We start from the raw sequence: 15,400 nt of genomic DNA on the forward strand, positions 1-15,400 counted from the left end.
CGCGGGAAGTTGTGTGGTGCCAGTCCTTGCGACGACGGGCGGCCTTGGCTCGAATTGCAGCGATAGCGTCGTAGGTCTTGCGCTCGTTTGCCGATCTTGCCCTTGCCTCGCCCACCGGAGCGGTCCCACCTAGCATGACGTTGTCGGGCACTCTTGCGTTCGAGGTACCTGAGATGGCGTTTCTCGCCGGGAGTCAGCCAGTCAGAGTGGGTGAATTCGGTGCCATCTGATCCAGCCAGTAAGATGGCCACGCCCCGGTCGAACCCGACGACCGGCCTGGACTCCACCGAGGATCGCAGAGCAGGCTTCGGGAGTTCCATCCGCAGCGCCAGTGTCCGGCGACCGTAGTCGTTGATGACGCGAGCACCAGTGACTCTGGTTCCGACCAGAATCGGGCGATGGTACCGGATCTTTACCGCCCCCACCTTGGGGATCTGGACGGTGGCGAACTTTTTGGAGACCCTGGTGATGTTCAGGTCTCGGGCCTGGGGATATCGAACGATGGGCGACTCTTCGAGAGTTTGTGGAATTGAGGCGCACCACTGACACCGGACCAACACCGCTCTCAAGCCTGCCAGTATCTCCTGGCGACCGATTGGCAGGCTTGAGAGGGCAACGCTGCCAACCAAGGAATGTCCTTGCGAGCTTGAGACACCGCTTCATCCAGATCGGCTTTCTTCACCCGACGCAGTGGACGATTGGATATCAACCACCACTCGTGGATCATGTTCCACAGCGCCCGGTCGAGATCAGTCATCCTCTTAAGCCCAGAGGCCTGTTCGATAGTTGGGTCAATGTGATACCGCCATGCACGCTGAACCGACGGATGGGCGGCCTTGCACCTTGCGAGCTTAGCCGCCTTGGCTTTTCTACTCTGCTCGGTAGGGCTGTTCGGGTCTTGCTGCACTCTATACCAGTAGAGCACAGTAGTACTGGTGTCATGTGACTTGATCCAGATATCCGTCATGGCAGGCTTGTCATGCTCATTTGGTGTTTGTTACTCAATACCGCCGTGGGGTGTTCACCGACCCATGCTCATTACCTGCGAGCAGACCATGCGTGAAACGTGTGAAGACTTTGGGCTCACCCTGGTAAAGTTCAACGGTGAAGACGATCACGTCCATCTACTTATTGAATTTCCGCCGACTGTGCAGCTCTCTAGGTTGGTGAACTCGCTCAAAGGGTGTGTCTTACCGGATGTTGCGCCAGAGGCATCCGGGACAGGTCAAGAACTACCTGTGGGAGAACCACTGCTGGTCGCGCTCCTACTATGTCGGTACTGCTGGTGGTGCGCCGGGGAGTGTCATCCGTGAGTATGTCGAGAGCCAACGGAGGCCATCGTGAGTCTACGGATACCGGATGGGCGATTCACCTCCCGCCTGAAGGCGGGAGCACTCTCGCCAGGCCCGGGAGAACTGGCACTCATCGCCCTCGAGATTCTGTTGGGCGCTAGCCGGACGCCTGTGTTCAGGTGGCAATCGGCCAGCAATTTGCGCGCTTCCCTTTTTGCCTGGAGAATGACGCCTGTGTATAAGTCTCGACTCGCCCTGTATGGCCATCAGCGCCCAGCCAAGTACGTACGTTTCAGTCTCTTAACTGGATCGATAGACTGATTGAGGGCGATGGAGCTCGCTTACAGCTTTCCACAGCGTGATGACTCCTACAACAGTAAAATAACACCTTGAAGAGGTAGTTATCATCGAATCCGTGGACCATCACAGCGCATACGAGGTCAACATCTACCTCGTTCGGCACGGACAAACTGAGCTCAACGCGACTGGCGTCCTACGTGGTCACCTCGATCCCCCACTTGATCCCGTGGCCTAACAAGAGGCACGCTTGCCCGCCAGAGCGCTGGCGCCGTTGCACCCCGATCTCATCGTCTTAAGCCCGCTCCTCCGAGCCGTTGCAACCGCGCAGGCGATCGCCTTCGCGTGTGGCCTAAACGTCAGAACTGACGAGGCCTTTATCGCTCGTGATCACGGCGACTGGGCAGGCTACACGCTTAACGAGGTCGAGGCACAGTTCCAAACCATCGACAATGCGCCAGGCGTCGAGTTGCACACCGCCGCGGGGATCCGAGCCCGCAAAGCCCTCGAGCTCGTTGCGGATCAGGCAAAAGCTGTTGGTGTGGTTGTCGCCCACGATGCGATCAACCGCCTCCTGATCAACGCTGTCGAACTTGAGCACTTCGCCAAGATCGAGGAGATCTCGCAACCCACGGGGTCCTTGAACCAACTCCAGCGTTCGGGGTCCACGTGGTCGATGATGCGCGTGGGTATCCACGCTAGTGGGCGCGTGGGTGCTTGGCTCGCACGCTGACCGGAGCCTTTGATGAGCGATCTCGACGGCATCGAGGATCCCGCCAGGAACTCGCTACGCTCGCCCACGGTGATCGACGTCTCATGGAGCGCGCCCACCGGTACATCCGTGATGCGATGGAACATGGACCAGACAACACGACACTCGGGCAAATGCATACCTTCCGGCGACGCGCATTCGAGAAGGAATCGTGGGGCTGGGATGACAAGGATGGGGAGTCGCATCGCTACCTCTCGTAATCGGAGGGCGCGGGTATAGCAGATGCATCGTGACGACGCCTATGGACAGGACTCGACTAGAGATCAGATACCTGCGGCCAGTTGGCACTAGGGATTGTCAAGGGATAGGTGAGGACGATCGATGAACACGAAGCGACTTCTACAACCACAAGTCTTAATCGCAATCCTTCTTGTGCTGATTCTGGTGGGCGCTGTGCTCTTTGCGAATGGGTCATCTGATGGACCTCACTCGGGTGTCCTCTCTGTCGAAGCGATCGGTATCGCTATAACCCAGAAAGGGACATGTCCAGAAATTGCCCCAACCCTTGAGGCTCTGGAATAGTTGGCACTCAAGGAATCGTACTTGGCAGTTAGGGAGAATGCGTTACCTTTGGGCACAATAACTTTACTCCGAGGTTTACCGATCCAAAGCAAGCCCTTATGTCACTCTGTAAGAGCCACGGGCTTCATGCGTCGTCTTAGCGATATCCAATGGCACTGGAGTGGCGAACCCAATACGATCCACCTGAATTGCGAGAGGGTCGAGCGGAGACGAGACAGCGCTCATAATCCAAAAGGCCCATCAGGGGCCCCCACGCTTGTGGAGAGCCACATCGTTGCAAAGGTCCAAGTGTTGAAAAGGGCACTCGCTTCGATGACAGCCACTATGGGGACTTGTCGGGTTTTCTGCAAGTCCGCAGGATTAAAACATGCCCTGACCTGGTGGGCCCGGTGGGATTCAAACCCACGACCAAGGGATTACGAGTCAGCTGGTAAGCGAAGCCCAGCGGGTACACGTCATGGTTCCCCATGGCTGAGACGAACCTTGCTGGAGGCAACTCGACCAGCCGCACGCACAAAGGGAACCTACTGCTTAACCCAGTAGTATGCCCGTATTGCTTAAACGCAGGGGGCCCAGCAAGGCAGCTGTGGCTGTTGCACACTCGATGCTCGATTGCGTTTGGCATCTACTCACCAATGACACCTTCTATGTAGACCCAGGGGCCGACGACTTCGATCGTCGTCGCGACCCAGCTATCCAGGCCAGGAAACTAGCTAGCTCTAGAGAGGCTTTGGGTTCGAGGTTACCATCACCCAGGCGGCCGTCTAAGGCCAACACCGACTCACCCTCTAGGGTCCGGTCTCGCGTGATGTTGAACGTCACAGTGACGAAGCAACGCGGTTCGACCACCAAGACCGAAGACATCACAGTGCAAAACCAACTTGCCAGCACCCCCGCCTCTGACTGCCAGACTGCTACACGCCGATGACACTGCAGACTCGCGCGCTCTGAATGCGGAAGTGAGATACGCATTACACCGCAACCAATTGGCACCCAATTCCGCGAATTATCAGGAGAGTTTCGCAAACAGCCCTTCGAGCGGACGACGGGACTCGAACCCGCGACCCTCACCTTGGCAAGGTGATGCTCTACCAACTGAGCCACGTCCGCGTTATGACCTACAGTATAACCGACGCTCTTCCAACGGCGACCAGCTTCAGTGATTGCCTGTATGGCCGAATCCACCCGATCCACGCTCGGTCTCGGTCAAGCTTGTTCGTTCAAGGAACTTGACCTCCGAGCGCCCCAGTATTACGAGTTGAGCGATGCGCTCCCCTGTTGAAAGCTCAACCTGATGTTCCCCCAGGTTGATCAGTAGTACCTTGATCTCGCCTCGGTACCCTGCGTCGATCAGACCAGGAGCATTCAAGACGGTGACGCCATGCCGGAGTGCAAGACCGCTCCTCGGCATGACGAGGCCCATCGTCTCGAGCGGAAGCTCGAGCGCCAGACCAGTCAAGCCGAGCCCTCGCGAGCCAGGTGCAAGGTGCAACGGCTCAACCAAAACAAGATCCGCCCCGGCATCACCAATTCGTTGGTGCTTAGGAACTTGCGCAAGCGGATGTAACCGCTTGATTCCGACCTCAGTCATGGTTTGGGGTGCACCAGCTTCTCCAGGCGGTTGATCAAGCGGTCTTGACGAGCATCGCGCCGAAGCCAACTGATACGACGCGCAAGCCCCCACACGGTGCACAGCAACATCGCCTCAACCACGATATCCGTGGACATTTTAGAGCTTCCTTCTCGCCGATCATGGAACGTGATTGGTACCTCGACAACACGAAAACCCAGGTTGGAGATGAGATGGGCCATCTCCACTTGAAATCCATAGCCATCGGCACGCACGGTCTCAAGGTCGATCATTCCAAGCGCTTGCGCATCGTAGGCACGAAAGCCGGCCGTGGCATCACGAACTTTAAGCCCCAACATCATCGCCGCGTAGAGGTTACCGATCCGAGAGATCAGCAATCGAGAGGTCGCCAGTCCATCTGAGGATCCACCCGCCACATAACGGGATCCGATCGCCAACCCCGCGCCCTTGTCAAGCGCCTCCAGCAACGAAGGAATCACCGCTGGATCATGAGAAAAATCAGCGTCGATTTCAACCACAGCGCTCGCGCCGTTGGCAAGCGCCTCACGAAATCCAGCCCGATAGGCAGCACCCAACCCAGCCTTGCCAGGACGACGTAACACACGGACCAGCTGGTCATACGTTGCCACTTTGTCAACAAGATCCGCTGTTCCGTCAGGCGAGCTATCGTCGACCACAAGGATGGTGGCCGCAGGTACGGCTTGGCGCACGGACTCGACAAGATCGACGATGTTGCCAGCCTCATTGTAGGTTGGAATAATCACCCATGGATGGTTCGACACCGTTCGATCCATACACCCCTTCTTGCTTGATGTAAACGTTTGCTACCCCAGATAGCATACACAACGGGTAACCTGACTGTCATGTTGGCATGGATGGACCTTGAGATGACAGGTCTAGAACCTGAGCGTCACGTCATCATCGAAATCGCGATGATCATTACCGACGACGACCTCAATATCGTGGAGGAGTTCGGGCCGGTAGTGCTGCACGCCACCGACGCGGAGTTAGCACAGATGGAGAGGGTCGTCGTCAACATGCATGAGGCAAACGGTCTGCTCTCGGATGTCCGTAGCTCCGCCGTCACGCTTGCCGAGGCCAACGAGGCCACGCTGACGTTCTTGAAGCGCCATTGTCCAAACGCCGGTCAAGTGCCTCTCTGTGGCAACTCGATCGGCACCGATCGCCGTTTTCTCGCCAAATACATGCCAGAGGTGGAGAACTGGCTTCACTACCGCTCGGTCGACGTGTCAAGCATCAAGGAGTTGGCCAAGCGATGGTACCCGGACATCAACGAGCTGGTGCCGAAGAAGGATAGCTCGCACCGCGCGCTCGACGATACCCGTGACAGTATCGCTGAGCTTAAGTTCTACCGGGAGCACCTATTTATCAGGACTCCCGCCATGCTCGAGGGACACTAGCCTCGAGAGTCGCCTTCTGTTATAGCGCTGCACCGCAACGAATGGCAGGTTTGCGCCGATGGTATAGATCGCCGGAACTACAACAAAGCCGCCGTGCAGCCACACTAGGGGCACCCATTGTGTCAACAGCAAGAGCGTGTGAACGACCTCGGCACGTATGGTCTCGAGATACATCCGGACCAGCACGCTGCGATCACGTGTTGCCAGGTGTCGTTTGGAAACACCGCCCCCAAAGCGTCCGGCCTCTGGCAAATGATCTTTCCAGGCATCGATATGCAGAACGTGACGGTACCAACCTGTGCTGGGACCCCCAAGCCACCACTGATGCTGGCCAAGCCGAGAGAGTGTAGGCACCGACATACGGGCCACCGCGAAGCCAACCAGAACACTCGAACCCACCCAGTAGACAATCGCGAGACCAACGCCGACGATGCTCGACATGGCTAGCTCCTTGTCCTCATCGTCTGACCCTTCCACGTCGTTCGGCCACGGATGACATCCACGCACGAGGTAAGGACAATCCACAAAAAGATCAATAGATACACCAGCTGCGCCACCACACTCCACCACCGAAACGTCCCGATCCGGCGCGCGATCACGCTGTTGGTACAACACATCGAGGCAAGCACCAGTCCAGCGACGAGGCGAACATCCCCGACACCGCCTACGAGATTCGCGATAGCCGAGAACTCTCCGACCACGATAAGAATGGCTACCACCGCTCCAGGGCCCCGGACGGTGGTGGCTCCGTTGGCTACATTCTTACGGAACCCCTCTACGAGCTGAGCGAAGCTCTTTGGGTACATACGAAACTCGATCCAGCGAAAGCCGGCCAACAGCAGCGTTGCACCCCCATGAGCTCGAAAGCGTGTCCCCAAGGCTTGATCATCAAGCACGGCGTCGACGACGCTCGCGTGCCCACCAACCGCACGATATCGGTCGACATGACAACACAGGACCGGTCCAAACGTCGCTTTGGATCGGCCATCGTGCACCGGCAGAAAGGCGCCAGATGCTATCAGGGACACCAAATTGGGAAAGAACGCGGCCTGCTCCCATACGCGTTGCATCCGGTGAAACGGTTGAACGCTGATCAGGTCGTGCGGGTGCTTTACTGCCAACTGAACCAAACGATTGATCGCTCCGGGATCCACCAGCTTGACATCAGCGTCACAAAATACGACGATCGCTGATCCCGGCAGAGGAGTCCAGGCGCTCAAAGCACCGGCTTTGGGGTTGTTGCCAAGGCGTCGCTCGATGCGAATCACACGAGCTCCAAGCGAGGCGGCGATTCCTCCAGTGTCGTCACTCGACCGGTCATCGATCACCGTCGTCATATAGTGCACACCCCGTTGTGTGCTCAGGGAGTTGAGCAAATCCGGCAGGGTACCCGCTTCGTTATGTGCGGGAATCACGATCTCTACCCCCAGGGTCAGCGGCGACTCCGCTCTGTCCTCGGCGACGGATCGCACGACAAAAAGCAACCTCCAGGCGTAGGCCAACTCAGCAACTACGACGAGCAATGGCCACAGGATGACAATCGAGAACACGAACCCAGCTCGGGTTGTTATTGTCGATCGACGATGGACCGGAGCCGTTGAAACGAACCCAAAGGATCATTGCCAACCGGAGTGACCATCAAGGTCGTAACACCTGCGCTGGCGAATGCTCGGACTCGCTCAGCAACAAAACCTTCGTCCCCAACGAGGTTCAACCGCTCCAACAAGTCGTTTGGCAACAAGGCAGCAGCCTTGTCACGCTCCCCACGAAGATAATGGTCCTGCACCTGTTCGGCGAGATCACCATATCCATAGCGGTGGAACAGGTCGTTGTAGAAGTTCTTCGTCTTGGCACCCATGCCACCGACGTAAAGGGCAACCTGCGGGCGCGTCAATTCCAGCAAACCAGAGACGTCCTTGCCGATCGCGACCAACCCGCCGGCCACCACGTCAAGCTCACCAAGCGAGGAATCGCGTTCCGACCGTCCCTTCGCGAGCGATGCGCCCCAGACGTTCTCGGCCTCCTCGGGGAGATAGAAGATTGGGAGCCACCCTTCGGCGAGCTCGGCTGCCAACGCTACGTTGCTGGGTCCTATTGCGGCAAGATAGATCGGTACCCGCTCCCTTAACGGCTGCGTGATCAGCTTTAATGCCTTGCCGAGTCCAGTCCCTCCTGCGAGCGGAATCTGGTAAAGACCTTGCGATTCGAGTCGTTCACGGCGCCAGACCCGCCGACAGATCTCAATCAGCTCGCGAGTTCGTGCCAGCGGCCGATCGTAAGCGACACCATGCCAACCCTCGATCACCTGAGGTCCTGATGCACCGAGCCCCAGCACCGCTCGCCCGTTCGACACGTAGTCAAGGCCGGTCGCAGTCTGGGCGATCAGCGCAGGAGTACGCGAGTAGATCGGCAAAATGCCCGGCCCTAACTCAACGCGCGACGTCTTGGCCGCCAGATACCCAAGGATGGAGACGGCATCGAATCCGTACGCTTCGGCGACGAATACGATGTCCAGACCTGCAGCTTCATAGGTCACTACCTGTTCAACGGTCTCGAGGATATTTCCCGCATAGTTGATCTGCATGGCTAACTTCATAATGCCTCCGTCGTCACCTACCTAATCTACGTTAGCAACTACCAATGCCATCGTTGGCCCAGTTCACTGGCCCAGTTCATTGATCCGGGCCAAAGTGGGGGCACCTGATCACCCTCCGGGCCCCTAATCGCTCCACTCTCCACTCACCCAGCCCCTGACATGCTCGCGTCACCAGATCGCAAGCGCCCAAATCACGCGAGTTCCAGATGCTAGTTTCGGCATCGGGCCGTTCATGGTCGTCGACCTGTCTTGATTTTTGATTATGCGCACTATGTCGTTCGAAGGATCTCCCCCGCTTTGGTGCGGTGGACGAACGAGCCAGACCCGCGGTTACTCTGCAGTGAATCCCTATGCACAACGGCTGTCATGGCTCCAGATCAACGAGCCCGAAGGTAAGTAATCGTGCCATATGTCGATATCGGCTCACCCGACAGTGCAGGTTACCTATCGGCTCGTATTGGCCGAAGATCGTTGGCTACGCTAACCTGAACCTCATAGTGACGGCCATTCCGTGACCAGTCAATGCGCGGATACCCTGGCGGGTTGGCCCTTACATACGGTGGAGAAGCACAAAGCAACATGCGTCGGGTAATCGTTCTAGCCTTGGTACTCCTACTGATCGCGGGTTCGTCACTCTACTTCCTGACGCCAACCCAACCGGTCACACCGAAAACCTTGCATGACCTCACCATCCCAGCTGGGGACCCTAACTGGCGAAGCTCCTGTCAGTCAGCGGCCTTACCAGACACTTCACCAGGTTGTGAGCACGCCGCCCTCTTCGACCTCAACCTCGCACGAACTGGGGAGGGATTGCCAAGGTTGACCCTGCCTCACGGCTTCCTCGCTCGTTCGCAAGCCAGTCAACTCCACTTCTTGATCGACAACGAACGTATGATTCGCAACCTACCGGCGGTCCCCAACTCCACTCCACAGTTGGAAAAGCTCGCCAGCCAAGCGGCGTATCAGGCCAGGGATCCGAGCATCCCGCCAACGATGGACGGCGGCTCAGACTGGGCCGGCAACTTTCCAAACGCGCTCGTTGTGGACTTCATGTGGATGTACGAGGATGGCTATCGCTACACCAATGGTGGCGGCGGATCGAACCTTGACTGCCAGTCCCCGAAGGCGAGTGGCTGTTGGGGGCATCGCTATGTCATTCTTGAGAACACCTCCACCGACACCAACTATGGCACCGCTTTTACCACTCAGCTCACCCCGTCACAGGCGTTGACCTACGCGGATTCGTTCACACTCATTCTCGCAGGCGAGCCTGCACCATTTGCCATCACCAACACTCAGCCATTAGCTCAAACCATCGCGATCATCGCGGTGATCATGATCATCGCCGTGATCATCTCGTCGATCAATCGGCGACGCCGCATGCACGCTTACCGCACGCAACCAGTTGGACCGCCCTTGCCAAAACCACCGAACAGCACACACGACAACTCTGTCGCCTAAGGTCGAGATGCGGTAGGAGCCATGGAACGACGAACGCGCAGGCACTCTGGTGTTCGTCCTGGGGAAGCGTTCGTGCTGAGCAATGTCGTGGCACGTAACGTGGTGACCTACATGGTGCTACGAACTCAGACAGCCAAGCCTGCGCAGATGACTCAACGCATGCTTTGCACGGGCCACGATCTACCCAGTGCAAGATCGCGAGAGGCCAACAGCACTATCGACAACAAGTCAGAGGGCCATGCGCCGTGACCCCAGGACCCGCATCGCGCCTACATCACGCCATGCGGGTAACCCAAACATAGGTATGAGTTGATCAATGGCTAGCGTGTACTCACACTGTGTGCGCGCCCGGATCCTTAGCGAAACGAAGATACGGCTTGACCTCTCGAAAGCCCTCAAAACGCTTGCGCGCCTCCTGGGTGTCAATCGAGTTCGCAATGATAACTTCATCACCTGGTTGCCAGTTCACCGGCGTCGAGATCGGGTAGGCATCCGAAAGCTGTAACGCATCAAGCACGCGAAGAATCTCGGCGAAGTTACGACCAACCGAAGCTGGATAGGTCATCTCGAGTCGCAACTTCTTTGCAGGATCAATCACGAACACGGATCGAACCGTGAGTGTGTCAGAGGCCTTCGGGTGGATCATCCCGTACAGCGAGGCAACCTTGCGGTCAGCATCACCAATCATCGGAAAATTAACCGCATGTCCCCGAACCTCCTCGATATCGGCCTCCCACCCCTCATGGCTGGCGACATCATCAACCGAGAGACCGATAACCTTCGTCGTCCGTCGCTCAAACTCGGGGAGGAGCCGGGCCACCTCTCCTAACTCGGTAGTACACACTGGGGTGTAGTCCTTCGGATGAGAAAACAGGATCCCCCAGGAGTCGCCCAACCATTCATGAAAACGAACGTGCCCCTGCGTTGTATCAGCCTCGAAATCGGGTACCACATCACCTAATTGAACCATCATTGCCTCCTCAATCGTCGTCGTCTCCGCAATGCTCAGATGGCCCAGACCACAGTTACAACCCGCGACCTGCGCGACATGCACATGCTGACTCCCGCCACACGAGCTATGGAGAGCTCCACACGCTGTCATGGACTACCATATCAGCAGACTAGCCGCGGCCTAAGCGTAGCAAGCACAGTCGATACATCAACTTGGACCACAACGAATAGGTCGGTCACGATCCTGGTGTGCGGGCACGATCGATGCGCCACGGGGTCCCAACCCAAGCGCCTGTCGCAACAATCATCCCCAACCCGACGATTCACCTCGCCACGCATGCCGAGCCGACCTGGGCTCACACACCAGCATGCTCAAAACGCCTCGCGAGGCCAAAGCATCGCTTAGCCGACCGTAAACCTTGAGCAAAACCTCCAGAGGCTCGCAGGTTTGAACTTCCCCGGATATCAACCTGTCCTCAGCTTGAACCAATCAGCCAAAGAGACTCACGTGCATCCTGATGGGTCACATCCATGCGAAGTGCCGATCTGGCGCTTGCGCAAGCCAGTTCTATCGCTAATGACCGTGGGCGAACGTTAAAACGCCAGAAGCGGCTAGTTGGACAGCAATCGCCGCGAGGAGCAGTCCAAAGACCCTCGATAACAGTTCAATGCCGCCCTCACGCAGCAGTCGACTCAGGTGGACCGAAGACCGCAAAACGACGAGCAGCACAACCATCACCACTAAGATCACGACAGCGAGACCAATCGCATTGCCAACTGTGTGCACCTCTCCCGCGAACACAAGGACCGCTGCGATCGCGCCTGGGCCAGCGATTAATGGGGTTGCCAGGGGAACCAACGCAACGTTGACCTTCGACTGGGCAGTCAGCTCGGCCTGTCTTCCAGTCAAGAGCTGGAGCGACACAATCAGCAACAAGAGTCCACCCGACACCTGCAGCGCCGCGAGCGAGATGCCGAGGTATCCAAGGATCTCACGACCAAAGCCGGCAAAGATCGCTAGCACCGCCGCCGCCACAAGCACAGCCTCGACGGCGAGCCGTTGACGAGCCTTGGCTCCCTTACCCTGGGTGACGACGAGGAAGGTTGGTACGTTCCCGATGGGATCAGTGATAACTAACAACGTGACGAAGCTCTCGATCAAAAATTTGGTATCCATCGCCCCTCGAACCCCTATTATCGATTCTTTGTTAACCGCGCGTCGCCTCCGAGCGACACCTGAGAGAAACCCCATCCAGGTACCAGCAAATCGACGACTCGTCAACCACCGGTGAACTATACTTATGAACACTCGCGACCGTACCAGAGGAGGCGAGTAGTGCTTCATCGGTAGAGTTAGGCCAGTGTAGCTGCGAATTTCCAAAGGAGGTGTCGGTTGGCGAGTGCCAGGCACACAAAGCCAAAGGGGTCTCACCGGACCCGCAAGGTGGTCGGCATCAGCGGTGGTGTCGTCGCCGGTGTCTTAATCATCGCGGGGGTTATCGTCGCGACCAACTGGCCAAAAGCCTCCCTCAGCGCATCGTATGCTTCGCTTGGTGAGCTTCATACCTCGGGCGTCCATGAAACGGTAACCAGCATCCATGCCATAGCCGATGACAAACCCGTTTCAGTGGTACTGAAGGGGCAGAACGTTCTGCCTACAGAAAAACTCCAGACCGGACTGCGAACAACTGTGACGGTCACGCTCGCTCGTCCGTCTTGGATCTCCTGGCTTACCGGCAAGACGGAGACATTGACGCTTCGCAGCACGACGCCACGCGCCCGCCTCCTTGATCCTGTCGCCATCGCTGCAGCCGGGTCTCCCGTGCAGTCGGACTTTTCGAACCCGGTCAGCGTCGTCGCTTACTCTTATCAATCGTCACAAAAGACGCTAACGCTTTCCAAGGCGAGTTCGCATGTTTCGATACCGGACTCATCAAAGGAGATGGCCGGAACCTTGAAGGTGGCAGCCGCTCCCGAGCCTTGGGAGACGCTACCACCAGCATCCAACATGGTCTTCTTTCGCCAATCGGGCACAACTCCTGAGGCCGTGATCAACCCTGATCTGAGCAACCTGGAGCCGGAGTCGACGATTTCGATCACACTCTCCAAGCCGGTCGCCAAGGTCTTCGGTGGCAAGTTTCCCACCATTAGTCCCACCATCCAAGGAGCAGACCCGGTCAAGGGAACCTGGAGCGAACCGACCGCCTACACCCTCGATTTCACGCCAACCACCGGCGACTTCTGGCCTTCGGAGACCTTTACGATGACGACACCCTCTTCAATCGCCTTGGTCAGCCCGACCGGCGCCGTCGGGAGTGCTGGAAACACCATCTCGATGAGTGGTGCTCCAATGTCGATGCTGAGACTCCAAGAGTTGCTTGCCCAACTCAACTACCTGCCGGTGTCGTTTAGCTCCTCGACGATCGTGGCTTCAACCGCGAGTGCCCAGCTGGCAGCCATCCAATCGCCGCCTAAGGGTACCTTTAGCTGGCGTTGGTCGATGCCTAGCCAGCTGACCTCCCTCTGGAGCCCAGGGTCGTCGAACGTGATCACCGAAGGAGCGGTCATGGCCTTCGAGGACTTCAATAGCCTCAACTACAACAACAAGTTGAACAATCCGCTGTTATGGCCAACGTTGATCAACGACGTGATCGCCAACAAGGTCGATCCACATCCTTATGCGTGGATCCAGGTACAAAAGGTCCTGCCCGAGACGCTCTACCTCTGGGAAAACGGAAGTGTAGTACTTACGAGCCCAGCCAACACTGGGATCGCAGGACTGAAGACCACGAACGGAACGTTCCCGATCTATCTTCGGTTTAAGCAAAATTACATGAGTGGAACTAACCCAAACGGGACCAAATACCACGACCTCGTCCACTGGATCAACTACTTCCTCGGCTCCGAGGCGGTCCACGGGTTTGTGCGCGCCTCGTACGGTTTCCCGCAAAGTTTGGGTTGCGTCGAATTGCCGGTACCCACGGCCGCGTTGGTCTATCCGCAAGTCCACATTGGGACTCTCGTCACCGTCATGCCGAGCTAAATACTGTCTGTCCTGACAGCCTTTGAATAGTCCACGTTGACTAGAAGATCGGCCTTAGCCAACGTGTCGTGTGAGCGACCGGTTCGTTCGTTGTGAATCATCGCTCCGATAGAAGGTACTACCTCGTTGTAAGGCCGATCAGTTGCCAAGCGCATGTCAGCACACCTGGTGTCATGTGTCATCAGAGCGTGGTTCATCACACAACGCCGAGCGCAGGTACCAGTCAGATCGCTCCATCAGCCGTCATCTGAGGAAAAGCATCACACGCGGGTCGCGCTGATCGACTATCCCCGCGCGCACGGCCGGCGTGGACGGTCCACGATCAAGAACGCCGAAAAGATGGCTGATAGTACTCTATGCCAAGAAAGACGCCAAGGACGCCGTTACAAAAGCCTTTGCGGTTTTGGACGCTGTGGTCAGGACTCAGCGCCGATCAAGATACCTTGTTGGCGCTCCTCGTCTTCGGGGGTGGCATCGCCTGTGCTTTAGGTGCCATCCATCCGATGGGCCCGAACACCGCACGGGGCCTTGAAGTCTTGATCGCGATCACCAATACGCTACTTGCACTCGCCATTATGATCTGGCATCTTGGTTCGCGATCCTGGGTACAGACAGGAATCCTGCTCGCGATGATCATCGAACTCACAATCCTGATCGCCTTGACCCACACTCAAATCGGTCTTGCCATCGACTTGATCGCGTTCCCGTGGATTAGCGTGTACGCCGCCTGCTTCCTCGCGCCGATCGTCCTTCTTGGATACCTGGGCGCAAGCACTGCCATGATCTTGACGGCGAGCGCCTTCACCCCCATCTTGGATTCATTGAACATCGCGATCCGCTTCACCGCACCGGCTTGGCTGGCCGCATTCGCCATCATGTTGGTCATGCGTGGTCTCGTCCATCGGGCTGACACCGACAACCTTACCGGCATCTCGAACCGCAATGGGTTCTTCCGGCATTCGAACAAGGCAGCCGCGCAACGACTTGAACAGGTGACACACCTCATCCTCATCGATCTCGACGACTTCAAGATGGTTAACGATGAGAACGGGCACCTCGAGGGTGATCGAGTGCTTCAAAACACCGCCACCGCCCTCGATACGGCGCTACCAGCGGGAAGCATCGTCGCACGTATCGGAGGCGACGAATCCGCAGTGCTCACCTTTGGTCAAAACGATGCAGGTCTTCACGGCACGCTTGGCCTTCATCGCACCACCCTTTCTTGCTCATTCTCCTATGGCCTCGCTCCTTGGCTTGCAACCTGGAGCCTCGATGAGGCACTCGCCCACGTTGATAGAGCGCTCTATCAAGACAAGCGACTACGTCATGGCATCGTGAACATCGATAGCCAAGCAAGGAGCAGTGTCCTCGACCTTGACTAAGACAGCTGTGCATCAAGAGCTCAGTAGGCTCTGATCATCGAGCCCTGATCAACGCGCAACCAAGTTTGGGGC

General features: G+C 57.3%; 14 protein-coding genes, 1 tRNA gene and 2 pseudogenes. 8 read left to right on the forward strand and 9 right to left on the reverse strand.

Annotated elements, in window-relative coordinates; all coding sequences use genetic code 11:
- Nucleotides 1-629 (reverse strand): hypothetical protein (locus MP439_08385; GenBank protein ID MCI2976080.1); only part of this gene is annotated, 629 nt, incomplete at its 3' end.
- A gap of 358 nt (nt 630-987) precedes the next feature.
- Here MP439_08385 and tnpA point away from each other — a divergent pair.
- The 4 genes and pseudogenes from tnpA to MP439_08405 all read left to right on the forward strand — a co-directional run bounded on the left by tnpA (nt 988) and on the right by MP439_08405 (nt 2,561).
- A pseudogene (gene tnpA, locus MP439_08390) lies at nt 988-1,344 on the forward strand (IS200/IS605 family transposase).
- Entirely contained in the window at nt 1,341-1,613 is a 273-nt protein-coding gene (locus tag MP439_08395; protein MCI2976081.1) for a hypothetical protein, read from the forward strand. Before tnpA ends, MP439_08395 begins: the two are co-directional and overlap by 4 nt.
- A 94-nt stretch (nt 1,614-1,707) precedes the next feature.
- Nucleotides 1,708-2,322, forward strand: a pseudogene (locus tag MP439_08400) (histidine phosphatase family protein).
- The gene (locus MP439_08405; protein MCI2976082.1) at nt 2,307-2,561 is read left to right on the forward strand and encodes a hypothetical protein; all 255 of its coding nucleotides are present in this window, start codon (nt 2,307-2,309) and stop codon (nt 2,559-2,561) included. The pseudogene MP439_08400 and the gene MP439_08405 overlap by 16 nt, the downstream one beginning before the upstream one ends.
- A gap of 1,359 nt (nt 2,562-3,920) precedes the next feature.
- Here the strand turns inward: MP439_08405 and MP439_08410 are convergent.
- The 3 genes from MP439_08410 to MP439_08420 all read right to left on the reverse strand — a co-directional run bounded on the left by MP439_08410 (nt 3,921) and on the right by MP439_08420 (nt 5,256).
- Nucleotides 3,921-3,993: transfer RNA gene (locus tag MP439_08410), tRNA-Gly, on the reverse strand.
- 46 nt (nt 3,994-4,039) lie between these two features.
- A complete protein-coding gene (gene dut, locus MP439_08415) occupies nt 4,040-4,474 on the reverse strand; it encodes a dUTP diphosphatase (GenBank protein ID MCI2976083.1) in 435 nt (144 codons plus the stop codon).
- Nucleotides 4,471-5,256 carry a polyprenol monophosphomannose synthase gene (locus MP439_08420; GenBank protein ID MCI2976084.1) on the reverse strand — a complete coding sequence of 262 codons (786 nt, stop codon included), beginning with the start codon at nt 5,254-5,256 and terminating at the stop codon, nt 4,471-4,473. Before MP439_08420 ends, dut begins: the two co-directional genes overlap by 4 nt.
- Nucleotides 5,257-5,361: 105 nt before the next feature.
- Here MP439_08420 and orn point away from each other — a divergent pair, with 105 nt between their 5' ends.
- Entirely contained in the window at nt 5,362-5,895 is a 534-nt protein-coding gene (gene orn / locus MP439_08425) for an oligoribonuclease (protein MCI2976085.1), read from the forward strand.
- Here the strand turns inward: orn and MP439_08430 are convergent.
- The 3 genes from MP439_08430 to MP439_08440 are packed head-to-tail and all read right to left on the reverse strand — an operon-like array spanning nt 5,857 to nt 8,491.
- A complete protein-coding gene (locus MP439_08430; GenBank protein ID MCI2976086.1) occupies nt 5,857-6,336 on the reverse strand; it encodes a hypothetical protein in 480 nt (159 codons plus the stop codon). The genes orn and MP439_08430 overlap by 39 nt on opposite strands.
- Nucleotides 6,337-6,338: 2 nt before the next feature.
- Entirely contained in the window at nt 6,339-7,445 is a 1,107-nt protein-coding gene (locus MP439_08435) for a glycosyltransferase (protein MCI2976087.1), read from the reverse strand.
- A 17-nt stretch (nt 7,446-7,462) separates the two neighbouring features.
- Nucleotides 7,463-8,491, reverse strand: a complete 1,029-nt coding sequence (locus MP439_08440) for an LLM class F420-dependent oxidoreductase (GenBank protein MCI2976088.1) — start codon at nt 8,489-8,491, stop codon at nt 7,463-7,465.
- 579 nt (nt 8,492-9,070) lie between these two features.
- Between MP439_08440 and MP439_08445 the strand changes: the two genes are divergently transcribed.
- The gene (locus MP439_08445; GenBank protein ID MCI2976089.1) at nt 9,071-9,952 is read left to right on the forward strand and encodes a hypothetical protein; all 882 of its coding nucleotides are present in this window, start codon (nt 9,071-9,073) and stop codon (nt 9,950-9,952) included.
- Nucleotides 9,953-10,283: 331 nt separating this feature from the next.
- On the opposite strand, the gene MP439_08450 is transcribed toward MP439_08445, so the two are convergent.
- Nucleotides 10,284-10,922 carry a peroxiredoxin gene (locus MP439_08450; protein ID MCI2976090.1) on the reverse strand — a complete coding sequence of 213 codons (639 nt, stop codon included), beginning with the start codon at nt 10,920-10,922 and terminating at the stop codon, nt 10,284-10,286.
- Nucleotides 10,923-11,477: 555 nt separating this feature from the next.
- Entirely contained in the window at nt 11,478-12,080 is a 603-nt protein-coding gene (locus tag MP439_08455; GenBank protein MCI2976091.1) for a MarC family protein, read from the reverse strand.
- Nucleotides 12,081-12,296: 216 nt separating this feature from the next.
- On the opposite strand from MP439_08455, the gene MP439_08460 reads away from it, so the two are divergent.
- Together MP439_08460 and MP439_08465 are read left to right on the forward strand one after the other, a co-directional pair.
- The gene (locus MP439_08460) at nt 12,297-13,946 is read left to right on the forward strand and encodes a L,D-transpeptidase (GenBank protein ID MCI2976092.1); all 1,650 of its coding nucleotides are present in this window, start codon (nt 12,297-12,299) and stop codon (nt 13,944-13,946) included.
- A gap of 356 nt (nt 13,947-14,302) precedes the next feature.
- Nucleotides 14,303-15,328, forward strand: a complete 1,026-nt coding sequence (locus tag MP439_08465; GenBank protein MCI2976093.1) for a GGDEF domain-containing protein — start codon at nt 14,303-14,305, stop codon at nt 15,326-15,328.
- Nucleotides 15,329-15,400: the final 72 nt, after the last annotated feature.

It is taken from the genome of Ferrimicrobium sp., assembly GCA_022690815.1.
Lineage (GTDB): Bacteria > Actinomycetota > Acidimicrobiia > Acidimicrobiales > Acidimicrobiaceae > Ferrimicrobium.